The 21573-nt window shown below is 73.5% G+C and carries 24 protein-coding genes; 22 read left to right on the forward strand and 2 right to left on the reverse strand.

Translation table 11 applies throughout. The features are described 5' to 3' along the window. Positions 1 to 25 precede the first annotated feature (25 nt). The 22 genes from ACFYVL_RS09375 to ACFYVL_RS09480 all read left to right on the forward strand — a co-directional run bounded on the left by ACFYVL_RS09375 (position 26) and on the right by ACFYVL_RS09480 (position 20069). Positions 26 to 1117, forward strand: coding sequence for an AAA family ATPase (locus tag ACFYVL_RS09375; protein ID WP_389242429.1), 1092 nt, complete (start codon positions 26 to 28; stop codon positions 1115 to 1117). Then, a complete protein-coding gene (locus tag ACFYVL_RS09380) occupies positions 1114 to 2913 on the forward strand; it encodes a hypothetical protein (RefSeq protein ID WP_389242431.1) in 1800 nt (599 codons plus the stop codon). Before ACFYVL_RS09375 ends, ACFYVL_RS09380 begins: the two co-directional genes overlap by 4 nt. Positions 2914 to 3198: 285 nt before the next feature. Next, the gene (locus ACFYVL_RS09385) at positions 3199 to 3648 is read left to right on the forward strand and encodes a hypothetical protein (protein ID WP_389242584.1); all 450 of its coding nucleotides are present in this window, start codon (positions 3199 to 3201) and stop codon (positions 3646 to 3648) included. A 102-nt stretch (positions 3649 to 3750) separates the two neighbouring features. Next, positions 3751 to 4185, forward strand: a complete 435-nt coding sequence (locus ACFYVL_RS09390) for a hypothetical protein (RefSeq protein ID WP_389242433.1) — start codon at positions 3751 to 3753, stop codon at positions 4183 to 4185. Then, positions 4182 to 5042 (forward strand): relaxase/mobilization nuclease, encoded by an 861-nt coding sequence (locus tag ACFYVL_RS09395; RefSeq protein ID WP_389242435.1) that lies wholly within the window; start codon positions 4182 to 4184, stop codon positions 5040 to 5042. The genes ACFYVL_RS09390 and ACFYVL_RS09395 overlap by 4 nt, the downstream gene beginning before the upstream one ends. Positions 5043 to 5075: 33 nt before the next feature. After that, positions 5076 to 5747 (forward strand): hypothetical protein, encoded by a 672-nt coding sequence (locus tag ACFYVL_RS09400; RefSeq protein WP_389242437.1) that lies wholly within the window; start codon positions 5076 to 5078, stop codon positions 5745 to 5747. A gap of 26 nt (positions 5748 to 5773) precedes the next feature. Continuing rightward, positions 5774 to 6523 carry a hypothetical protein gene (locus tag ACFYVL_RS09405; RefSeq protein WP_389242439.1) on the forward strand — a complete coding sequence of 250 codons (750 nt, stop codon included), beginning with the start codon at positions 5774 to 5776 and terminating at the stop codon, positions 6521 to 6523. Positions 6524 to 6781: 258 nt separating this feature from the next. Continuing rightward, the gene (locus tag ACFYVL_RS09410; RefSeq protein ID WP_389242441.1) at positions 6782 to 7156 is read left to right on the forward strand and encodes a hypothetical protein; all 375 of its coding nucleotides are present in this window, start codon (positions 6782 to 6784) and stop codon (positions 7154 to 7156) included. Then, entirely contained in the window at positions 7153 to 7953 is an 801-nt protein-coding gene (locus ACFYVL_RS09415) for a DUF317 domain-containing protein (RefSeq protein ID WP_389242443.1), read from the forward strand. Before ACFYVL_RS09410 ends, ACFYVL_RS09415 begins: the two co-directional genes overlap by 4 nt. A 72-nt stretch (positions 7954 to 8025) precedes the next feature. Then, positions 8026 to 8856, forward strand: coding sequence for a DUF317 domain-containing protein (locus ACFYVL_RS09420; protein ID WP_389242445.1), 831 nt, complete (start codon positions 8026 to 8028; stop codon positions 8854 to 8856). 215 nt (positions 8857 to 9071) lie between these two features. Further along, entirely contained in the window at positions 9072 to 9641 is a 570-nt protein-coding gene (locus ACFYVL_RS09425) for a hypothetical protein (RefSeq protein ID WP_389242447.1), read from the forward strand. Positions 9642 to 9663: 22 nt separating this feature from the next. Beyond that, complete coding sequence (locus tag ACFYVL_RS09430; RefSeq protein ID WP_389242449.1) at positions 9664 to 11451, forward strand: type IV secretory system conjugative DNA transfer family protein; 1788 nt, start codon at positions 9664 to 9666, stop codon at positions 11449 to 11451. After that, positions 11448 to 11906 (forward strand): XF1762 family protein, encoded by a 459-nt coding sequence (locus ACFYVL_RS09435; protein ID WP_389242451.1) that lies wholly within the window; start codon positions 11448 to 11450, stop codon positions 11904 to 11906. Before ACFYVL_RS09430 ends, ACFYVL_RS09435 begins: the two co-directional genes overlap by 4 nt. Positions 11907 to 11953: 47 nt before the next feature. Then, positions 11954 to 12424 carry a hypothetical protein gene (locus ACFYVL_RS09440; RefSeq protein ID WP_389242453.1) on the forward strand — a complete coding sequence of 157 codons (471 nt, stop codon included), beginning with the start codon at positions 11954 to 11956 and terminating at the stop codon, positions 12422 to 12424. Further along, positions 12421 to 13188 carry a DUF317 domain-containing protein gene (locus tag ACFYVL_RS09445; RefSeq protein ID WP_389242455.1) on the forward strand — a complete coding sequence of 256 codons (768 nt, stop codon included), beginning with the start codon at positions 12421 to 12423 and terminating at the stop codon, positions 13186 to 13188. Before ACFYVL_RS09440 ends, ACFYVL_RS09445 begins: the two co-directional genes overlap by 4 nt. Before the next feature lie 19 nt (positions 13189 to 13207). Beyond that, on the forward strand, positions 13208 to 14275 hold the full coding sequence (locus ACFYVL_RS09450; RefSeq protein WP_389242457.1) for a hypothetical protein: 1068 nt from the start codon (positions 13208 to 13210) through the stop codon (positions 14273 to 14275). A 70-nt stretch (positions 14276 to 14345) separates the two neighbouring features. Continuing rightward, complete coding sequence (locus ACFYVL_RS09455; RefSeq protein ID WP_389242459.1) at positions 14346 to 14921, forward strand: hypothetical protein; 576 nt, start codon at positions 14346 to 14348, stop codon at positions 14919 to 14921. Continuing rightward, complete coding sequence (locus ACFYVL_RS09460; RefSeq protein ID WP_389242461.1) at positions 14918 to 15763, forward strand: hypothetical protein; 846 nt, start codon at positions 14918 to 14920, stop codon at positions 15761 to 15763. Before ACFYVL_RS09455 ends, ACFYVL_RS09460 begins: the two co-directional genes overlap by 4 nt. Before the next feature lie 89 nt (positions 15764 to 15852). Beyond that, the gene (locus tag ACFYVL_RS09465; protein ID WP_389242463.1) at positions 15853 to 16692 is read left to right on the forward strand and encodes a hypothetical protein; all 840 of its coding nucleotides are present in this window, start codon (positions 15853 to 15855) and stop codon (positions 16690 to 16692) included. Positions 16693 to 16807: 115 nt separating this feature from the next. Next, a complete protein-coding gene (locus ACFYVL_RS09470; protein WP_389242464.1) occupies positions 16808 to 17677 on the forward strand; it encodes a hypothetical protein in 870 nt (289 codons plus the stop codon). Then, positions 17674 to 18942: a DNA cytosine methyltransferase gene (locus tag ACFYVL_RS09475; protein ID WP_389242466.1), complete on the forward strand. Its 1269-nt coding sequence runs from the start codon at positions 17674 to 17676 to the stop codon at positions 18940 to 18942. The genes ACFYVL_RS09470 and ACFYVL_RS09475 overlap by 4 nt, the downstream gene beginning before the upstream one ends. Continuing rightward, positions 18942 to 20069, forward strand: a complete 1128-nt coding sequence (locus ACFYVL_RS09480; RefSeq protein WP_389242468.1) for a DnaB-like helicase N-terminal domain-containing protein — start codon at positions 18942 to 18944, stop codon at positions 20067 to 20069. Before ACFYVL_RS09475 ends, ACFYVL_RS09480 begins: the two co-directional genes overlap by 1 nt. A gap of 70 nt (positions 20070 to 20139) precedes the next feature. Here ACFYVL_RS09480 and ACFYVL_RS09485 read toward each other — a convergent pair whose 3' ends face one another. Together ACFYVL_RS09485 and ACFYVL_RS09490 are read right to left on the reverse strand one after the other, a co-directional pair. Next, on the reverse strand, positions 20140 to 20910 hold the full coding sequence (locus ACFYVL_RS09485; RefSeq protein ID WP_389242470.1) for a GAF domain-containing protein: 771 nt from the start codon (positions 20908 to 20910) through the stop codon (positions 20140 to 20142). Between the two features lie 364 nt (positions 20911 to 21274). Next, entirely contained in the window at positions 21275 to 21454 is a 180-nt protein-coding gene (locus ACFYVL_RS09490) for a hypothetical protein (protein WP_389242472.1), read from the reverse strand. Positions 21455 to 21573: the final 119 nt, after the last annotated feature.

The following is a 21573-nucleotide window of genomic DNA, read 5'->3' on the forward strand; positions in this document are numbered from 1 at the left end:
GGCGGACACGTTCACCATCGGAGAGATGGCCCGGCAGCTGGGCCACTCCCACGGCGCTGTCCGCAACGCGGCCCTCACCTTGGTGACACGCGGTGAGGCTGACCAAAGCGGTACCGGACAGCCGGAGTTCCGGGCGAACGCGAAGACCGCCGCAGCCGCGCAGGCCGCTGTGATCAGTCCACCGGGCACCCACGCTGCCCGCGCTCAGGCGGCCACGGCCCGCACGACCATCACCGCTGCCACCGCGCCGAAGCAGACCGGCCCGATCCGCCGCGCGGGGGGCCAGCTCTACCACCCCCGGGAGCTGGCCGATCTGCCCGACGTCGAAGCGCTGCACCGGCTGCGCGACAGCGACGTACCGGTGCTGCTCTACGGCCCTCCGGGCACCGGCAAGACATCGCTGGTGGAGGCGGCGTTCTCGGACCTGATCACCGTCGCCGGGGACGGCGACACCACGGTCGGAGACCTGATCGGCGAGTACACACAGGCCGACAGCGGCGGCTACGTCTTCCAGTACGGGCCACTGGTCACCGCGATGACCGAGGGCCGCGCCCTGCTGATCGACGACGCCACCCTGATCTCACCGAAAGTGTTGGCCGCGCTGTATCCCGCGATGGACGGGCGCCGACAGATCCAGGTCAAGGCCCACAAGGGCGAGACCATCAAGGCCGAGCCCGGCTTCTACGTGGTGGCGGGCCACAATCCCGGCGTCCACGGGGCGGTGCTGACGGAGGCGCTCGCGAGCCGGTTCAGCGTGCAGATCCAGATCGGCACGGACTATGACCTCGCCCTGGCGCTGAAGATCGACGCCCGGGTGGTCCGGGTAGCCCGGCACCTCGCCCGTCAGGTCGACCTCGGCGAGCTGGGCTGGGCGCCCCAGCTGCGGGAGCTGCTCAGTTATCAGAAGGCCGAGGCCGTTCTCGGCACCAATGCCGCGCTCGCGAATTTGGTCGGCATCGCCCCTGTGGAGGACCGCGACGCCGTCGCCGACGCCGTCATCAAGACGGTCGGTGTCAAGAAGATCGCGCCCCTCACCCTCGGCAAGCAGCTCCCCGCCTCGGCCAGGCTGCCGACCCCGGGCAGCACCGGCTCCGCGCACCGGGGCCGCGCGCGATGAGCGCCCACCGCCACGTCCACCACCCCGCCACCACACGGGACGACGACGCCGACCTCGCGCGCTGGGACGACGACGGCGCCCCGCCCGCACAACCCCGCACCTCCCCGGCCGCCTGGCTGCGCGTGGGAGCCGAACTCGGCGACCGACTCGTCGCCCTCTCCGGCCGCCAGGACCTCCTCGTCACCTGCCGCCCCGGCACGCGCAGCGGCGCACCGGCCGCATACTTCCCCGCTCTGGCAGAGGTCGAGTTCGACGCCGGCCTGTTCGCCCCGCTGAAGCCCCACGAGATCCATCCGCGGATCGTGGGCGACGAGCGAAACTATCCGGCCGCCTGGGGGGTGTTCGTCCACGAGGCCGCGCACGCGGCCCACTCCGTCTGGACGGAGCCTGCCGGAGCGAACCGGCGTGTCGTCGAGGCCGCGCTCCTGCTGGAGGAAAGCCGCGTCGAAGGCGCACACCTGATCACGCGGCCCACGGACCGCACCTACCTGCGCACCAGCGCCCGCACCCTGGTCATGCCCGACCTCGCCCAGCCCACCTTCCAGGGCATCGAGCAGGCCGCCTCCGTGGCGGCCCTGGTCCTCGGCCGCCGTGACGTCGGCATCCTGGACGCCGGCGAGACCCGGGCCGTCGCCGACCTGTGCGAAAAGGTACTGGGCGCAGACCTGCTGGCCACCCTCGCCCGCATCTGGAGCGCAGCCCATCAGTGCGCCGACCACGACGCCACGGCCATGCTCGCGCACGGCCAAGAATGGTGCGACGCCCTGGACGCCGCGGCGCCCGCCCTGCCCGTGCCCGCGGGCCTCGCCGATCTGCTGTCCGGCGCCGTGAAGGTCGTCATGGACAGCACGGCCGCCACCGACGCCGCCGAGCTCGCGGCAGAGGCCGCGGCAACCGCCGCCGTGGCCGCGCAGTCCACGGCGCAGGCCCAGGACCGCGCCAAGCGGGCCGGCCAGCGACGCAAGGCCGCCGCCACCGCCAAGAGCGTCTTCAACGCCCGTGGTGCCACCGTCAACCCCGACGGCACACCGGCACCCCGCGAAAACCCGGTCACCGGCACCCGCCGGCCCACCGCCGCCGAGCAGAGCGCCGCCGCGCGCCTGAGCCGCGCCCTGCGTGCCGCCGCCTACCGCGAGCGGACCGAGGAGCGGACCACCAGCCCCACCCCGCCCGGCCGCCTCAACATGGGCCGTGCCCTCGCCCGCGACGCCCAACGCGCGGCCGGGTCGGTCCCCACCGCGGAACCGTTCACCCACACCCGCCGCCGCACCTCGCCCACTCCACCGTTGCGTGTGGGTATCGCCGTCGACGTCTCCGGCTCCATGCATGCCGCCTGCAAGCCCGTCGCGTCCGCCGCCTGGATCGTGGCACGCGCAGCAGCCCTGACCGACCCCGACTCCCTCACCGCCACCATCGCCTACGACCGCCACCTGACCGCCCTGATCCGCCCCACCCACCGGGCACCAGAGCGCGTGACGCTTTTCGATGCCGACGGCGGCCACCACAACCTCGGCGACGCCATCGACGCGCTCGACCACGGCCTCGACCTCCGCCGCCCCGGCGCCGGCCGCCTCCTGGTCATCGTCACCGACGCCCAATACGGCAGCGCCGAAACGCTTCAGGCCGTCACCCGCGTCAAGCAGCTCACGACCGCCGGCTGCGCCGTACTCCAGCTCACCCTCACCGCACAGTCCCTCCACTTGCCGGGGACCACCCTGCTGCACCTGCCCCGGCCCTCCAGCGCTCCCGTCGCCATCGCCAAGGCGGCCACAGACGCCATCCGCAGGACACGCTGAAACGACGCAGAAGACAGAAGGCGCCCCCACTGCAACAGCACCAACCGCGCGGAAGAGTCCCCGAGACCACCGCCTAGGACTCCAGGCCACCTCCGTCCTGCGCATGAATCGCGCATCTGATGCACGACCCTCCGCAATCACGCAGGCCACCACCCCAACCGCCAACGAAAGGCACCCGATTTGAATCCCCCGACCAGCCGCCCGACCGCGAAAGTAACGCCCATCAAAAGGAATTCCCCGGGGGTAGCGACCGACTGGACCGTCGAGCATTCCTGCGGCGACACCCTGGTCCATGATCTGTCCGACCGCCCTGCCGACCGGCGGGCCGGATACGCACGCTGGCTGGCCGGGCGCGAGTGCACCGACTGCTGGAAGGCATCGCGGGAGACCGACACCCAGTCCAAGGCCGAGTGGCTCGCGGCCAAGCGCGCCGAGGAACAGCAGGCCGCCGCCGACTGGGCCCTCCAGTTCGACATGCCGCCGTTGGAGGGCCCCGAGCGGGCTCTGGAATGGGGTGAGCGCTCCCGCCACCAGCTGATGACGGCCGCGCACACCGCGCTTGTCGCGGAGGGGACCTGGGACGAGGCGGACTGGGCGCACCTGGAGGAGAAGGCCCGTGGCATCGCCCGGGCCGGATGGTGGATCGACCAGCGCGACGCGGACGGCGCCGATCTGCTCGAACTCCTCGACGCCGCAAGTGCAGCCGACCTGGGGACGGAGAACCCGTTCCGCTGAGCGCCGGAACATAACCGGTGATCGCCGGTTAGCCAAACCGGCGTTCCTCCGGACCATTGTTCCTCCCACCGCTGCCGCCCCCTTGTGTGGAAGGACGTCTTCATGGCCCCGCCCTGCCTGCCCCCGAACTCCCCGGTACCCGTGCCGCTGCCCGACCCGCTCACCCCCACCCGCACCGTCGCTCACGGCCACTTCCAGGCCGGGGACCGGGTGGTCGTGCTCAAGGGGGCGGTCGGCGGGGAATTGTGGGGCGACGCGATGCGCGTCGTCGCCCCGTCCTGGCACACCCCGACCGAGGAGAACGGCTGGCGGCTGCGCGATGCGACTGGCGGCCAGCAGTCCTACCTCACCGCCCACCCCCGCTACCTCGTGCACCTCACCCGCCGGTGCCCGGACTGCCTGATCTACCTGCGCGCCATGGAGGACCACCTCCTGCCCCAGCTCACTTCCGCGAACGCGTTGACCGACTGCGCCTGGTACACCACCACCGCGCTGGGACAGCTGGTGCACATGGACGACGCCCGGGGCAACCGGTGATCCCGCGCCTGCACGAGCGCGCCCACGACCCGACCGAACCGCTCAGCGCGGCCCTGGGGCGCCCGGTCTCCCCGCACGACGGGCTCACCGAGCACACCGTCGTCGCACACTGGCCGGGCCTGGACCGCTACACCCTCGACGACGAGCAGCGCATGTGGACCGCCGCCCAGTGGGCCGAACACCTGCAGGACCCGCTGTTGGAGCAGCCGTTCGCCGCCGGCCCCCAGGGCGACCGGCGGGCGATCTTCCACCTCTCCGTCCGCCTGCACCCGGCCGACCGTGATCTGACCGGCACTGAGTGGGCCGAGATCGGCCACCGGCTCGCCCGCAGCGCCGGCATCGAGGTCCCCGGCAGGGACGGCTGCCGGTGGATCGCCGTCCAGGCCCAGCGCGCCCGCCTCGACGTGCTCGGCAACCTGATCCGCCTTGACGGCAGTTGGTACGCCCCGCACCGTGTGCTGCCCCGCCTCGCGGACGAGGCACGTCGCCTTGAGACGGACCTCCACCTGATCCCGGCCCGATCCGAAACTGCGTCCGTGCAGCAGCCCGCGCATGGTGCCGCGGAGCAGCTGGCACGCGTACTTGCTCCGCTCGTCGACGAACAGAGCGGTCCGCTGGCCACCGTGCGCGGCCTCGTCGAGCACACCGCGCACCGCCTCGCCCGCCAGCCGCAGGCCGCGCACGGCGAGGCGGCCCACCGCCTGGAGCTGATCGCACGCCGCCTGCACGCCGTCCAGCAGGACCTCGATGCCGTCGTGGTCCGCCTGACCACCCCGCCCCGCCCGCAAGGCGCCGCACCCCACCATGCCCTCCCCGCCACGCCGTTCGCCGCACCCTCCGGGCGGCCCGCCCCCTAGGAGATTCGCTCTTTGCCCCTTGCCGACCGCCACGTGACCATCCGACGCGACCCCCACTCCGCGGAGGTCCTCGCCCGCGGCGGTGATCCGGAGGCGCACAGCCTCCTCCAGCGCACCGGTTTCGTGCCGGTCCACCGCGTGCACGACCTCTACCACCGCGCCCCCACCGGCCTCGACGAGGACGCCGAGAACGCCCTCGCAGCCCAGGCAGTCGCCCGGGTGCGGACCGCCGGCTACTCCGTCGACTGCGACGATGCCTTCGACTCCGACCGGCGCCTGCCGCGCTATCCGTCCCTGGGGGGCCAGGTCGCCCAGCTCGCCGAGAGCCTGGATGCGGCCACCACCACCGAGGACGCGGCCGAGGTCCTCACCGAACTGACCGCTCCCCACGACGGCATCCTCGCCGGGCTCCACGCGGTCCTCACCGCGACCGCCGTCTTCCACGAAGGGCTCGGCGCCCCGGTCGACAAGCACATCGCCGACCGGCTGCGCTACCTCGCCGAGGAAGGGCTGGCCGTCATCCGCAGCGACCTCGCCCACACCCGCAACGACCTCGCCGACCGGCACGCCCCGCACCCCGGCCGCAGTACCTGCGCCGAACAGGTGCCCAGCACCGAACGCGAAGCCTCCGCCGTGTGCGCCTGCCCGCCCCCGCCGCGCCCCGTACCCGCCGCACCCCCGGCCCTCTCCGGCCTGCGCCGCTGACTTCCCCGCCTTTATGTAAGGACGCCATGCACGCCCCCGACTCCGACCGCCTCGCCTCGTTCGCCGACATCCTCGCCGGTGAACTGCCCGACGTCTGGACCAGCACCTTCCACCCGTCGGACGACAAGGCCGCCCTCGCCCACGTCACCGACCGGACCTGGGACATGGACCTGATCGTCGCCTCGCTCGCCGAGCACCCGCTGCACCACGCGGCCGTCCTCACCCGCGTCCACGACCAGGCACAGCTCGCGGTGATGGACCGTCACGACGAGCGGGGCGGCTTCCTTATCGCCGCGCTGTCCCCCAACCTCGACCCCGAGGCGTTCCGCGGCATCGTCGAACCGCACGGGATCGCCCTGAGCGATGACCCCTTCATCGCCGCCGCCACCGTCTCCGGTGACCTGCTCGCCCGCCACGACGCCGCCCTCGCCCAGGTCCGCCGCAACGCCGCCGACCTGGCGGCCGACGCCTCCGCCGCCGCCACCGAGCGGGTCGTCCTGGCCTGGCAGCCGAACGGCGACCTGACCGCAGCCCCCACCAGCGGCACCGCCCAGGCCGTCCTGCAGGCCAACGGCTTCGCCCGCGAACCGGACGGCACCTACCGGCTGAACGGCGAGGACTCCACCGCCCTGGCCCGCGCCGTCCGCAAGGTCAGCAGGCAGTTCACCATGCTGGGCATCACCACCGCGGTCCAGCACCCCTCGGCCCGGCCCGCCCCCACGGCCACCGCGCCGGCACCGCCGCCGCCGACCCGCCCGGCGCTGCACACCCGGTAACCCGCCCGCCGTACACCGCCCGGGGCCCGGCACCCGCCCGGGGCCCCGGGCCCGACCGCCGTCTGGAGAACCCCGTCCCACCCCGCACGCCCCCGCCGCTCGCCGGCCACCTGACACCCCGCCTGGCCACCGCCCTGTTCCGCCGCTACCTGCGCGCCTGCCTGATCACCGGCCCCGGCCAGCCGCTCCCCCTGGCCCCGGCACGCCCCAAAGGAACCCTCGCCGAAACCCGGCGCACCCGGCCCGTCCCGGAGGACCATGCCTGACCCCACGGCCATCCGCCTCGCCGACGACATCGCCCACAAGCTCGTCCTGCTCGCCTCCCTCACCGACCAGCTCCCCGCCCCGCAGGCCACCCAGGTCATCGCCCGTGTTTTGAGCCCCAACGGCGCCTTCTCCGGCTTCGCCCACCTCGTCGCCACCTCCAGCCGGTTCGCCAGGGACCAGGCCGAACGCGGGGCCCTGCCCGCCGAGGCATGGCTCGCCCTCGGCCGGGCCGCCAACGAACTCGACACCCTCTCCGCCGACCTCGACGAACACCACACCACCCTGGCAGCGGTGAGCACCTGCCCGACCACCACACCGGCCGGCACACCCGCCGCCGCCCCGCTCGTCGTACGGCGGCGCCGATGACCCGGCAGTGGCAGGGCTGGGGCCCCGCCGAACAGGCCGAGCAGCACTACCTCGTCCAGCCGCGCAGCCTCGGTGGCGGAGGCGACGTCCAGCACGTCGCCGCCTACCTGCGCGCCGCCGGGTGGACGGACAAGTCGAAACGCGGCGGCCCCCTCGTCCTGGTCAGCCCCGACCGCACCCTGCGCCTGGGCTACGACCCCTACACCCAGCCCGGCGGGTGGACCGTCCACGGCCAGGCCACCGCCCGCCAGGCCGCCTGGACGGCCACGTTTGGCCGCCAGACCCCGGTGGAGATCATTGCCGGGCTGACCGATGCCCTCGACCGGCCCCGCACCGCGCACGCCCCCAACGTCTGGGCACCGCTGCAGGAACAGCACTGGCGCCCCGTCCCGGGCGCCAAGCACCCCACCGCCGCCAGTCCCGACAACACCGCGTGGCTTCAGTTCCGCCAGGATCCCGACGGCCACGCCATATGGTGCGCCTCCGCCGGCGACCAGCACGGCACCGGCTGGAAGGCGACGTTCACCCCCAGCACCCCGATGCACCTCGTCGAAGCCTTCTCCACCGCACTCGCCAGCCCGGACCCGGTCCTGCGCCCCCGCGGACACGTCCCGGCCAGCCCGCAGATCCGCACCACCTCCGTGTCCGTGCGGCCCTCCCAGCTCAGCGCGTGGCAGCAAGCCCGCACCGCCGCCGCCCGCGCCACCCTGTGGGCGCGGAACTGGCGTCCCGGAAAGCCCGGCACCACGGCCGCCACCCGCCTCACCACCAGCTACGCCCGCACCAGCCGCCGCTGAGGCCGCACTTCAGCACGCTCGCCATCCGAGGAGGCCCATGCCCCACACCGAACCCGCCGCCGCACCGACCCCGTGACGGTCGGCGAACGGCAGCTCGCCGCCTACGACTCCGACCACTCCTTCCTGATCCTGGACGACGTCCAGCCCCGGGTCCTCGCCGGCCCCGGGGACGCCCGCCACGTCACCCACGTCCTGCTCGCCGCGGGCTGGAGCCTGCGCTCGGACCCCGCCGCCCCCAGCGTCCATCTGGTCAGTCCGGACCTGCGGTGGGAACTGCACTGCAACGCCCACCGCGACAGCGCCTGGTGGCGGCTCACCGGCTCGCCGCCCGACGGCGGACACGTCTACGCCAGCTTCGGGCGGCAGACCCCGGTAGAGATCCTGGCCGGCCTCACCGACGCCCTGTGGGCGGCACCGGCCAAGGCCCCGGTACCGGACGCCTGGTCCGTGCTCGAAGAAGCCGGGTGGGAGGTGCGCGAAGAGGGGGAAGCCGCCCGCGCGACCTCCCCGGACCAGCTGGTCCGCTGGGAGTGCGAAGTGGCCTACGTGGACGTACCCGACACCTTCACCTGGCGCATCGAGGTCGCCGGGGAACACGGCCCGCCGGTCTGGCGCGGCTACCTGAACGGCACACTTCCCCCGCACCTGATGTCCGGGCTGGCGCGCGCCCTGGCCGACCCGCAGCCGCTGCAGCGCCACGCCTGGGGCGAGAGCATGGGCCACTACACCGCCCGGCAGGAACCCAGCACCGTCAGCGGCAGGCAGGTGGCCCTCGCCCACCGCACACGGGTCAAGGCCGCCGCGGCCCGGCGCCGCGCCGCCCGCCGCACCGGCCTCACCACCACCCCGGGAACCCCCGCCCCACCACGGACGGCGGCCCCGTCCGGCGCGAACACACGGTAAGTCCCTGACCGGGCGGCAACCGGCCGCCCCGCACCGAACTGCCCTCTCCCGCACAGATCCCGTGTCCCGCCCGCCCCCGGTCAGCAGTCGCGCTGGCGCCCCGGTACCGCAGGAAGACCCCCGGCGGCGGTGAACACCCGGAGCGCGAGCCCCCGCGCGGCACCGGCCAGCGCCCCCCGGCCGACCGCCCGCCGCCGAACGAACGGACCCTCCCCATGCCTCCCGACCACCTTGCGCACCGCGGCCACCTGCAGAGCCTGGCCGGCTTCCTCCAGCGCAGCTCGACGATCCTCAACGACTGGGACCGCTACACCGACCGGCACACGGACGACGACGGCTATCCGCTCGACGACGATGCCTACGACCGGCGTGCCAGCAGGCGCGACGCCGACACCTACGCCGCGTTCGCGGACGTGCGCGACGGCGCCCCTCTCCTGCTGGCCACGGCCGCATCCCAGCTCGCGCGGCTGCCCTCGCGCACAGCACCCCAGCACTGGGCCTACCAACTCGGCCTCCTGCGCCAGGCGTTGGACATCCTCGACGAGGTGCAGCAGGAGTGGCTGGTGACCCTGGCCCGCCTCCCCGAAGGTGCCGGGCCCGGCACCGCGGCCTATGACGACGCGCTCGCCGGGTACCACGCCGACACCTGGAGCCACCTCGACGACTGGCAGTCCTACGGCCACACCCTGATCAACATCAACACCGCCGCCCAGCAGGCCCCGTCACCACTGGCCCCGGCTCCCGCCGTGAGCCCCGCGTGCGGCCCGGCCCGCCACTCCCGCTGACCACTCCTGCCCCTGGATCTCCTTGCCCTCCGCCCCCTCCACGACCGACAGCACCGACGTCCTGTTCAAGGCCCTCCTCGGGGCCATGGCCGTCGCCGTTCCGCTGGCCCACTTCGCCTGGCTGGGCGGCAACCTCACCGCCCTGCTCACCGGCACCCCCACCACCCCCTACCGGCCCACCACCGCCCTCCTGCACCCCGAACGGCTCTGGCCGACCGCGGACAGCACCGCCCTGCTGATCGGTTCCCGCATCGCCCCGGTCCTCCTCACCACCGGCCTGGCCATGGCCACCGTCCTGCTGTGGCAGCGGTACAAGAACGCGGGCGGCGGCAAGAAGAAGCGCATCGCCGGGATGGCCAAACGCGGAGACATCCAGCCGCTGCTGATCAAGGCGACCACCGCCAAGGCCCGTTCACTGCGGCCGAGCCTGAAGGACGCCAAGACCCTCGCCCCGGCCGACACCGGCATCCTGATCGGCAATCTGCAGGGAACGAAGACCGAACTGCGCATGGGGTACGAGGACGTGGCCGTCGCGATCATGGCGCCGCGCTCCGGGAAAACGACCTCGCTGGCCATCCCGTCGATCCTGGCCGCCCCCGGCCCCGTCCTCCTCACCTCCAACAAGGCCGCCAACGACGCCTACACCGCCTGCCTGGACGCCCGCGCGCAGAAGGGCCGGACGTGGACGATGGACCCGCAGCAGATCGCCCACGCCGAACGCACCATGTGGTGGAACCCGCTGGCCACCGCAAAGACCCTCGACGGCGCGAACCGGCTGGCCAGCCATTTCCTCGCCGCGTCCGTCGACGCTTCGCAGTCGGGCGACTTCTGGTCGAAGGCCGGCTCCAACATCCTGGCCCAGCTGCTCCTGGCCGCCGCCCTGGACGAGCGGCCGATCACCGACGTGATGGGATGGCTCGCCTTCCCCGCCGACCGCGCCCCGCTCGACATCCTCCGCGACAACAAGTTCCACGCCGTGGCCGCCCAGCTGAAGGGCACCGTCGAAGGCCCGCCCGAGACCCGCGACGGCATCTACGAAACCGCGCGACAGTACGCCGCAGCCCTGCTCAACGCGGACATCGCGGCCTGGGTGACCCCGCAGAAGGACGTCGAGGAATTCCAGCCCGCCGCCTTCGTCACGAGCACGGACGCCCTCTTCCTGCTGTCGAAGGACGGCGGCGGCGGCGCCTCCGCCCTGATCGCCGCCTGCGCGGACGCCGTGATGCGGGCCGCCACCGCCCAGGCCGAGCGGGCCGGCGGACGCCTTGATCCGCCGATGCTGGCGGTCCTCGACGAGGCCGCCAACGTATGCAAAATCTCCGACCTCCCGGACCTCTACTCCCACTTGGGCTCCCGCGGCATCATCCCCCTCACGATCCTCCAGTCGTACCGGCAGGGGCAGAAGACCTGGGGAGACGCGGGCATGGACAGCATGTGGAGCGCGTCCACCATCAAAATCATCGGATCCGGCATCGACGACCCGGACTTCGCGGACAAGCTGTCCCGGCTGATCGGCGACCACGACGTGGAGACCCGCTCGACCTCGCACTCCGAATCGGGGAAGAGCACCTCGGTGTCGATGCGCCAGGAGCGGATCCTGCCCGCCGACGCGATCCGCGCCCTGCCCAAGGGCACCGCGATCTGCTTCGCGACCGGCCTGCGGGCCGCCATGGTCGACCTGCGCCCCTGGTACGCCGAGGACGGCGCCGGCGCGCTGTCGGCCGCCTCCGCCCGTGCCGCCCAGGACATCACCACCCGTGCCCTCGCCAAGAGCGCCCCGCAGCAGGCCGACTTCGGGACGGCCGCATGAGCAACCCCCAGCTGCACCTGGTGCCGGTGCGCTCCCGTCAGGCGAAGGAATTCGTGCGCGCCTGGCACCGCCATCACCCGCCGCCCGCCGGGATGATCTTCGCCGTCGGTGCGGCCGACGCGACGGGCACCCTGCGCGCGGTGGCCGTCGTCGGACGGCCGGTGGCCCGCCACCTCGACGACGGCGCCACCCTCGAAGTCACCCGCACCGCCAGCGACGGCGCCCGGCACGCGAACTCGTTGCTGTACGGGGCGTGCTGGCGGGCGGCCAAGGCCCTCGGGTACCGGCGTCTGCTCACCTACACCCAGGAGGGCGAGAGCGGGGCCTCGCTGCGGGGCGCCGGCTGGCAGCTGATCGCCCGCCGCCCGCCGAGGCCCGGCTGGCACACCCCCTCCCGCCCCCGCACCGACCGGGGCACCGACCGCATCGCCCGCTTCCTGTGGGAAGCCCCCTGACCCCTGGAGTCGCCCTGTACCCCTACGAACCCGGTGATCTTGAAGACATGAGCGCGGAGCAGGCCGTGGACGCGGTCCTCACCGACATCCGCGACCACTCCATCTCCGCCGACCGCCACGGCCTGTTCCACGTCACCCGCCACCTGAGCCTGCTGTGCCACCTCACCGCCCGCTTCGCGGGCGAGGCCGAGTACCAGCTCTCCCCCAACGCCGCCGGGCTGCCGCCCCGTCAGAGCCTCGCGCGGACGGCCGTCCACCTCGGCAAGGCCGTCGGCCACTACACCCAGGCCCTGCCGCCGCTCCATGGCCTCGCCGCGCAGGCGCCCGGCACGCTTCCGCAGCAGCTGGAGGCGATCGGCCTCCACAGCCGCCTGCGCGTCCAGCTCGACGACGCCCGCCAGGCCCTGGAATCGGCCCGCACCGCGCTGCACGGCCCGCCCCCGCACACCGTCCCCGCCTCCCGGCCCGCCGCCCCTGCCTCCCGCGCCGCCAACGCCCCCTCCGGAGGCCGCCGATGACCATCGCACCGCACGAGCGAGTCCTGATCTCGCCCCGCTACCTCGCCGGGGCGGGCCTGGAGCGTCTGGGCGAGGCCATCGGCCCCCTGGTCCACCGGGCCGGCTGGGCCACCGAGCAGAACCGCGACACCGGATACCTGGCGCTGCACAGTCCCGACGGCGCGGTCAGTGTCGCGCTCGACACCGGCAACCAGCGCGGCGAGTGGTGGACGGTGACGCACCAGGAGCCTTTCTGGCAGGCCGAGTTCACCCGGCAGGCCCCCATCGAGGCGATCGGCGTCATGCTGTACCACCTGCCGCAGATCACCGGGGACCACCGGTTCGCCGCCGAGGTCGGCCCGCTCCCCAAGGAGAGCCCCTTCGAGATCGCCGCGCGGTACCACTGGCAGCCCGCGCCGGGGGCCGGCAGCGCGGGGTTCCGCTCGCCCGACGGGCACTGCGCGGTGACCCACCACCCCACCGCCGCCGGCAGCGAACCCGCCTGGGTTCTCTCCCACCACGTGCACGACGGGTTCGACACCCACTGGGACGCCACCTTCACCGCCGGCACCCCCGCGCCGCTCGTCGCCGCCTTCCTCTCCAACCTCGCCGACAGCTTCCCGGTGGAGCGCGTCTACCGGGACATCCCGCTCCTGGTCCGGGACGCGGCGGACGCGCTCATCACGCCGGTACGCGCGGGCGGGATGGGCCCGCAGATCACCCACGCCCTCGGAAACATCGCCCGGATCCCGCCGACGCCGCCCGGCCGCCCGCGCTCCCGCTGACCGAATCGAGCCCCCTTCTTTGAGCACCCTGCACCTGGTCACCGTCGACGGCAGCACCCACGGCCCCTACATGGCCCGTGCACGGTCCGCCGCCCTTGACGGATACGACTGCCTCACCGTCACCCACACCACCGCGCAGCAAATCGTGGTGGACCTCAACGCCGACAAAGGCGGCCTGACCGCCCGGTGGGACGGCCGCGCCCTGCTCTTCACCGCCGACGCCCAGTACGCCGGGGAGCCTTTCGCGCACACCGTGCACCCGGACGGCCAGGGCCACTACACCCTCCCCAACATGTGGCCGTGGGCGCTGTGGGAGGACACCCAAGGGCAGAGCAGTGACCGGCGGGCCTACGCCCACGGCGCCCGCGGGCAGGCCGCACCCCCGCACGCCTCGCTCCACGACCGCTTGGCCTGGCAGCTGGGCCGCCAGGACGCCCTCGCCCTGGCCGGCACCCCCCGCACCCCGTCGCCCCGGTGGCTCTCCCCCCAGCTGGACAGCGTGCCCGACGACTTCGATGTGCTGATCGCCACCGGCCTGGACGGCGCCGCCCGCGTCACCGTGCACCCCCGCTGCCCGCAGGCCGCCGCCATCCTCCCCCCGCACGGCCTGACACCCGCGGCCTCCGCCGGGCAGTACACCGTGCCCGCGCACCTGGACGCCCCAGACGTCCTCGCCCGCGCCTGTGCCGACCTGGTCCAGTCCGGCGCCACGGTCCTCTACCTCCCGACCAGCCCCCTGGCCCCGGGTGCAGCCGTGCACGACGTGACCTTCCGCACCGCCCCGTACGGCATCGTCGCGACCGCCGGGTTCGACCTCGTCGCCAAACACGTCCTGGAACAGGCGGGCTTTCGCAGCTTCTCCCTCAACTACGGGCTGCACGAGGCGATGTACAAGCTGCCGCGCGACACCCCGCGCCCGCTCGCGGCCGTCGAGCGGGCCTACAACGAACTGATCGGACGCGGCCGGAGCATCGCCGTGCACGACCTGCTCTGCGCCGTCCCCCGCACCCCGTCCCCGCGCCCGCAGCCGCAGCCGCACCCCACGCCGCCACCACGCCCCCAGCCCCGGCCGGGCCCGCAGCGCTGACCCCGCACGCCCCGTCCGCCCCGCACACCCCGTCCGCCCCGTCCGCCCCGTCCGCAAGGAACCACTCTTCGTGCCCTCCCCCGACCTGGCCGAACCCGTCACACAACTGCGCGCCCTCGGCGACGACTTCGCCGCGCTGGACGAGCGCATCAACACCCTCACCGTGCAGCCCGGCACCGACGCCCTGCAGAAGATCACCCCCCTGCTGCTGTCCTGCCAGCAGCTCACCGCCGCCGCGCTGCACCAGCTGACCACCCTGAACACAGCCGCGTACACCACGCTGCCCGGCAGCCGCCAGGGCCTGGACGTCCTCTCCGCGACCGTCGCCGGCGCGGCGCTGGCCGGGGCGGACCTCGCCGCCGCCCTGAGCGTCAATCCGTTCGACGCCTCCGGCTTCGACACCGCCCCGGCGGGCAACGACGCCGCTGCCCGGCGCCTGCGGCAGCAGGACGCCCGCCCGGAAATGGTCCGGCGGTTCACCGACGCCGCCCAGCAGCTCTCCGCGGCCTCATCGGCCTGCCACTACCTCGCCACCGGCATCGCCCAGGCAGCCTCCCCCACCCAAGCCGGCCCGCCACACCCGGCGGCCGTGAACCGCGCTGCCCCCGACGGGATCCGCCCCGCACCGCCCGGAATGCGCCGTTGAGCAGCCCGGACGGGCAGCTCGCCACCCTGCCCGAACAAGTCCTCGGCCTGGCCGGCGCCTATGTCCGCCACAACGACCTCCTCACCCATCACGCCCTGAGCGCCCCCACATCCGCTGACCAGCTCACCGCACCCCGCAACTCCAGCAGGACACTCGCCGCGCACACCCTCGGCCAGCTCGCCCGCCTCGGCATCCAACGCAGACGCCACCCCGTCGAGATACCGGAGAGCTTCGCCCGCCTGCGCCAGCTCCACTGGCTCACCAGCGCCGCATTCGACACGCTCGACCGGCTGCACGGCGAACTGTCCATCGCGACAGGAGCCCTGCGCCCCCCGCCCTTCGGCCGCACGCCACCCGATCCCGTCCCCCTGGACGAAGTCCTCAAGGACGCCGCGACCGGCATCGCCATCGCACGGGACCTGACTGCACACGCCCCGGCAGACCTCACCGCGTGCGCCCGTGCCCTCGCGGCAGTAGTGCACCACCACGTGCCCGCCGCCCCGCCACCGCCCGACATCCAACGGGCCGCCGCCGAGGCCGACGTGCTGCACGCCGTGGCGTGCGGGCTTGTGGCGCTGCCCGAATCCCCCGGAACAGGGCACGCCAACAGCCCCGTCAGGGTCCCGTTGCAGGAGGTGCGGGCGCTCGAAGAGCAGGGTCTCGTCCAATCGGTGCGGATCCCCGGCCCCCGCCCTGGCCTGGCCGCACCGTCCCGTGTGCACCTCACCGGGAGGGGGTGCGCCCACCTCGCCGCCGCCTTCGCACGCTCCCGCACCACCTCCCTGACCGGCACACCCGCTGCCGTGCCCCGGCCCGCAGCAGATGCCGTCCGCTCCCGCTGAACCCACGCCACCGCCGCCGCCACGGCCGATGCCTGCGCGAACGCCGACTGCCGCCCGCCGGCGCCGGCCCTTCTCCCGGAAGAGGTCCCTTGGACACCGCCTCCAACGACCACCAGCAGCTCTTCGACGTGGCGCCGCCACCGAGCCTGCCCGAACGCATCCTGGCCCTCGCCGCCGACTTCACCCGCCACCACGACCAGCTCGCCGACCACCGCCTGAACACCCCCTCCCACGCGGACCAGCTGACCGCACCCCGCAGGTCGGCCGAGCGCCTCGGGCACCAGGCCCGGGGCCTGCGCCACGAGGTCTCCGCCACCCTGCCCCGCTACCCGGCCGCCACCCGCGACGCCGTGGCCCGCCTGCACCAGCTCACCCACCTCGCGGAAACCGCCGCCGCCCACCTCGACGGGCTGCAGCGCACGCTGGAAACCGGCTCACCGGCCACCCGCAGCACCGCGGTCACCACCGCCCGCGCGCTCACTCGGCTCGCCGCCGACGACCTCGTCGCCAGCGCCGTCTCCGTCGCTCACGAACTGCGCGTGCGCAACATCCGCGACCTCAGCGCCCAAGCGCTGCCCCTGTCCGCCGCGGAGAACGAGGCCCTGACCGCGGTCGCCGGCGGGCACGTGGCACTGACCGACCCGCAGGGCTCCCCGTACGTCGAGTCCCGCCCCCCGGTGGCCATCGCGACCCTCCGCGCGCTCACCGCGCAGGGACTGGTCGAGTCGGTCGCGATGCCGGCCGAGTACGAGAACTGGCGCGACCAGGCCCGCCTCCAGCTGACCGGCACCGGCCGCGCCCACCTCGCGGGCCTGGCCGGCCACCCGGCCAGCGCCGCACCGCCCACCGCCCGCTCCCTCTCCGCGACACCCGCGACCGCCCCGGCACCAGGGCCCGCCGCACCCCGCACCGCCCCCTCACGGCGCTGACCCCCGCCGCTCCCGGCCACCACCCGCACCCCGCCACCACCGCAAGGATCCTCCTATCCCCGCCTCTCCCCGATTCCGCGCTATTTCTCTCGGCGCGGGAATACAGTCCAGCGCCATGCTCGCCCTGTCTGCCGAGGGAATCCTCCCCAAGGTCGACTACGCCATTTTCGCCGATACCGGGTGGGAACCCGCAGCCGTTTACGCCCACCTCGACCGCCTGGAGCAAGAAATAGCGAAACCCGCCGGGATTCCCGTCCTGCGCGTCTCGGCGGGAAACATTCGCAATGACGCCCTGAACCCGGAGAAACGGTTCGCCTCCATGCCCCTCCACGTCCTGAACAAGGACGGCAAACCCGGGATGACCAGGCGTCAGTGCACCGGTGAATACAAGGTCAAGCCGATCAAGAAGACGATCCGCGACCTGTTGGGACACCCCTACCCCGCCCGCATCCCCAAGGACGTCTGGGTCGAGCAGTGGATCGGAATATCCACGGACGAATTCCACCGGGCCAAGGACTCCGACGTCCAGTACATGCGCAACCGGCACCCCCTGATCACCGAAATGAACTGGTCGCGGTCCGACTGTACCCGGTACCTCTCCTCCATCGGCCTGGCAGAAACCCCGAAATCGTCGTGCCTGGGTTGCCCTTTCCACGGCAACGCGCAGTGGAGGAATCTCCGGGACAGCAGTCCGGAGGAATGGCAGGACGTCGTGGAATTCGACGCCGCCATCCGCAAGGGCAACGCACGGGCCAACGCCACCGGCAACCCGCTGCTGGGCGAGGCGTTCTTGCACCGCTCCCGGGTTCCGCTCGACCAGGCGCCCATCGACCACGTCACCGCCGCCGAACGCGCCGCCCTCCAGGACACGTTGCCCGACGAGGCCGACCTGCTGGAACACGGAGTGGCGGGCGGCTGCTCCCCGTGGGCCTGCCGCGGCTCCGACCCGGAGCCGGCGCAGGACGACTACGGGCTGGCTTCTTGATCCTGGACCTGTTCGCCGGGCCCGGCGGCTGGTCGCATGCGCTCGCGGTGCTCGGCGCCCGCGACGTGGGCCTGGAATGGGACACCTGGGCCTGCAAGACCCGGGCGGCGGCCGGACAGCTGACGCTGCAGACCGATGTCGCGGTGTATCCCACCGCCCCCTTCGTCGGACGGGTGAGCGGACTGATCGCCTCGCCGCCGTGCCAGGCATGGTCCATGGCCGGAAAGCGGCTCGGGCTCCTCGACCAGCCCCTGGTCCACCAGGCGGTCGCCGACCTCGCCCGGGGCCGCGACACCCGCCAGTCCCTCCTCGCCTCCTGCAAGGACCCCCGCTCCCTGCTCGCCGCCGAGCCCATGCGCTACCTGCACGCCCTGCACACCGCAGGGCAACCGGAATGGGTGGCCATGGAGGAGGTGCCCGACGTCCTGCCGCTGTGGCGGCAGTACGCCGCGATCCTGCGCGGCTGGGACTTCTCGGTGTGGACGGGCCTGCTCAACGCCGCCGACTTCGGCGTACCGCAGACCCGCAAACGGGCAATCCTGCTGGCCTCCCGGGTGCGCACCGCCGAACCTCCCGCCCCCACGCACGCACGTATCGCGGAGCCGGAGTCCCTGTTCGGTGCGGGCCGGGCCCGCTGGGTGTCCATGGCGCAGGCCCTGGGCTGGGGCGCCACCGACCGGCCCACCCCGACCGTCTGCGCGGGCGGCGGGCCCGGCGGCGGCCCCGAACCCTTCCCCTCCGGCGCCCGCAAGACCCTGACCGACGCCCGCGACCGCGGCACCTGGACACCCCACCCGCCCGGCACCCCGCCGCAGCCCCGGACCAGGGCCACGGCCGACGGGAACCCCACCCGCCCCCAAGAACAGGGCAGCGGCCCGGCACAGCCCGCAGGCGCCGGACCGGCCTGGGTGTGGTCACTGCGCAGCAACAGCCAGGCCAACGCCACCACCCGGCCCGCCACGGACCCGGCCGGCACGCTGTTCTTCGGGCACCGGGCGAACGAGTGCCTGTGGGTCGCCTCCCCCGCCGCCCCCGGCCCCGCCGCCGGGGGCAAGGGCGAGGCGCCGGTGCCGGACCCGATCCGGATCACCGCCCGCGAGGCCGGGCTCCTGCAGACCTTCCCCGGGACCTACCCCTGGGCCGGCAACAAGGGCCAGCAGTTCGGCCAGATCGGCAACGCCGTCCCCCCGCTCCTCGCAGGACACCTCCTCGCCCCTCACCTGCAAGTCCCCCTGGACCCCGACGACTTCTCCCTGGCCGCCTGATGCCCCCCAACCCTGCCCCCGCCACGGACGAATCGGTGGACAGCCCGCCGCCGCCTGTCTTCCACGTCGAACAGGCCCTGCTCGGAGCGCTGCTGCTCGAACCGCACCGGCTGCGCGAGGCGGCCGGGATCAGCCCCGACGCCTTCTCCACCGCCACACACGGCGCCCTGTTCGCCGCGATCCGTACCGTGCCCGCCCCCGAGATGGCCGTCCACACCACCTCCACCATCTGGCTCGACACCGTCCTTGCCACCGCCCGCACACAGGCAGCCGCCCTGTCCGCCCCCTACCTGCACACCCTCATCCAGGCGGGCCACTGGCCCCGGCACACGGCCGCGTACGCGCGGATCGTCGAGGCCGAGCACGCCCGGCGCCGCCTGGCCGCCGCCGCCCACCACCTCCTGCACACCGCCACCGACCCGTCCCTCCCGCACCCGGTGACCACCACCCTGGCCGCCGCCGACGCCCTGGCCGCCGTGGCAGACGACCTCGCCGCCCGCTTCCCCCCGCACACCGGCCCCCAGCCGCGCCGCACCCCGGCCCCCACAGCACCGCCCGCCCATGCCAGCGACGAGGCACTGGGCGAGGAACGGCTGCTGGTGGCCTGCGCGACCGCCCACCCCGCCCGTATGGAGGAGATGCGCTGGCTGCTCCCCGCAGACTTCGCCCACCCGCTGCACGGCGGGCTGTGGCAGAGCCTGGGCACCCTGGCCCGCCGCGGCACCCCCATCGACCCCGTCACCGTGCTGTGGCAGGCACAGCAGACCGGCCTGCTGACCGAGGGCACCGACCCGCGCCCGCTACTGGACCTCCTCTCCCACCCCTCCGGCTCCCCCGAACACTGGGGCGAACGCATCGTGCAGCGCTCCCTGCTCACCACCGCCCGCCACACCGCACACAGCATCCAGGACCTCGCCCACGACCCGGCCACCGCACCCCACCAGCTCGCCGTCCACACCCGCCGCGCCCTGGCCGCCCTGACCTCCGTCCGCACCCGCTGGCAACACGCCACCACCACCCCGCCCCCACGCACCCCCCGGCCCCAGCCCCACCACGCTCCCGCCACGCGCACCGCGGACACACCCCGGGCAGGGCCCCCACGGACCACAGCCCGTACCACCCGCTGACACCCCACCAGCCGTCTGGCAGTACGCCCTCGACGGACGCGGGCACCGCTGGAGCCCGCCCGGCGAGTGGTTACAGCGGCGACGTCGGGCCTCGTTTCGCGGTGACTGCGGAAGTCACGCTCGGCGGCGGCAGCTCGGAGGGGGTGCGGGTCGGCGGCTTCTGCTGGAGCGGCGCGGACGCCCGTCGGTTTTGCACCACAGGAGGTCGGCTGGCGTGCCATTGCAGGGCGCGGCCCGCCGCGCGCGTGAGAGCGCCCAGGATCGCGGTGTCGACATGGGCCAAGAGGCCGGGAGAACGGTGGTGCAGGGACAGTACGCCCAGGACCGGCCCGCCCGGCTGCCCCAGGGGCAGCGACAGCACGGCACGGCTCTGGGCATCCAGCACGGCCTGCCGGCTGCCGTCGGTGAACAGGGAGCTGGTGCGTACGTCATGCACCCACACCGCACAGCCGCTCTCGGCCGCCTGGCCGCACGCGGTGTTCCGGTCGGCCACCAGCGCAAAGTACGTCAGAAACGGTGCGCTCATGCCGCGGTGGGCCACCAATCGCAGCCCCCCGTCGGCCGGGCGCGCCTGCTGTGCATCGCACCGGGGCACGTCCAGCACCTCCGCCACGCACCCCGCCAGGGCATCCAGCAGTGTCGTTGGCGGTGTGCCGGCCAGGAAGTAGGGGTCGAGGAATTCCAGGCGGGGAAAGCTCGTTTGGTCCCGCGGGCTCTCCAGGGCCTTGATCTGGATCTGGCTGGCCATGCGCTCGGCATCCACCTGCCGCTGCTCCGCATAGGCCCGCGCGTGCACGGCCCGCTGTGCGGACAGCGCGGCAGCCTCGTTGTGCCTGCGCACTCCACCCCCCACCCTCAACCGGGCGCCCTGGGCAAGGACGCAGGGCCCTTCCACGATAGCGAGCGGCATGGGACCCCGTCCCCGGTGAGCGAAGCGCAGGACGTCGTCGTGGCCGGGACTCGTATCCGGAATGGTCTCCTGGCAACCTCAGGCGGAGCGATCACGGTTGTGGCCGAGTCCACAAGAAGTGGGACAGCCCCCGCAGTAGGTGACACAGCCAGGCGAGGGGCCCGCCGCCTGGACCCTGTGAGCCGACGACCACGCCACACGCCGCTGACCCACCACCCACTCCCCAAACCGAAGGTGCCCGAAGCCACCTACGGCTTCGGGCACCCGCGTTCCTCTCACTCCCCCGGCGATGTGCCTATGCGCCGAGGAGTGACGTCAGGATCAGCTTGTCGATGACGAGGTAGGCCAGGAAGGAGACGGGGACGGTGGCCAGGAGCGTCAGTCCGCGTTCTTTGTGGGTGCGCCCCATGAGCAGCGGCACGAGCACCGCGACGGTGTAGGTTCCGCGAATCCGTGGACACTTCCGCGTGATCATGGACAGGGATTGGACATTTCCGCGTGATCATGGACAGCGGTAGCGCTCAGTAGTTGTCAGATGTCACCCGTTAGCGATCTTCCGGTTTGAGTGGAGTGCGCCCTTCGCACCATCTCAGT

Source organism: Streptomyces sp. NPDC004111 (genome assembly GCF_042874215.1).
Taxonomy (GTDB): Bacteria; Actinomycetota; Actinomycetes; order Streptomycetales; family Streptomycetaceae; genus Streptomyces.

Coding starts and splice junctions, on each gene's coding strand:
- ACFYVL_RS09375 (WP_389242429.1), top strand. CDS start 26: ATGGCCCGGCAGCTGGGCCACTCCCACGGCGCTGTCCGCAACGCGGCC.
- ACFYVL_RS09380 (WP_389242431.1), top strand. CDS start 1,114: ATGAGCGCCCACCGCCACGTCCACCACCCCGCCACCACACGGGACGAC.
- ACFYVL_RS09390 (WP_389242433.1), top strand. CDS start 3,751: ATGGCCCCGCCCTGCCTGCCCCCGAACTCCCCGGTACCCGTGCCGCTG.
- ACFYVL_RS09405 (WP_389242439.1), top strand. CDS start 5,774: ATGCACGCCCCCGACTCCGACCGCCTCGCCTCGTTCGCCGACATCCTC.
- ACFYVL_RS09410 (WP_389242441.1), top strand. CDS start 6,782: ATGCCTGACCCCACGGCCATCCGCCTCGCCGACGACATCGCCCACAAG.
- ACFYVL_RS09415 (WP_389242443.1), top strand. CDS start 7,153: ATGACCCGGCAGTGGCAGGGCTGGGGCCCCGCCGAACAGGCCGAGCAG.
- ACFYVL_RS09425 (WP_389242447.1), top strand. CDS start 9,072: ATGCCTCCCGACCACCTTGCGCACCGCGGCCACCTGCAGAGCCTGGCC.
- ACFYVL_RS09435 (WP_389242451.1), top strand. CDS start 11,448: ATGAGCAACCCCCAGCTGCACCTGGTGCCGGTGCGCTCCCGTCAGGCG.
- ACFYVL_RS09440 (WP_389242453.1), top strand. CDS start 11,954: ATGAGCGCGGAGCAGGCCGTGGACGCGGTCCTCACCGACATCCGCGAC.
- ACFYVL_RS09445 (WP_389242455.1), top strand. CDS start 12,421: ATGACCATCGCACCGCACGAGCGAGTCCTGATCTCGCCCCGCTACCTC.
- ACFYVL_RS09470 (WP_389242464.1), top strand. CDS start 16,808: ATGCTCGCCCTGTCTGCCGAGGGAATCCTCCCCAAGGTCGACTACGCC.
- ACFYVL_RS09480 (WP_389242468.1), top strand. CDS start 18,942: ATGCCCCCCAACCCTGCCCCCGCCACGGACGAATCGGTGGACAGCCCG.
- ACFYVL_RS09490 (WP_389242472.1), bottom strand. CDS start 21,454: ATGATCACGCGGAAGTGTCCACGGATTCGCGGAACCTACACCGTCGCG.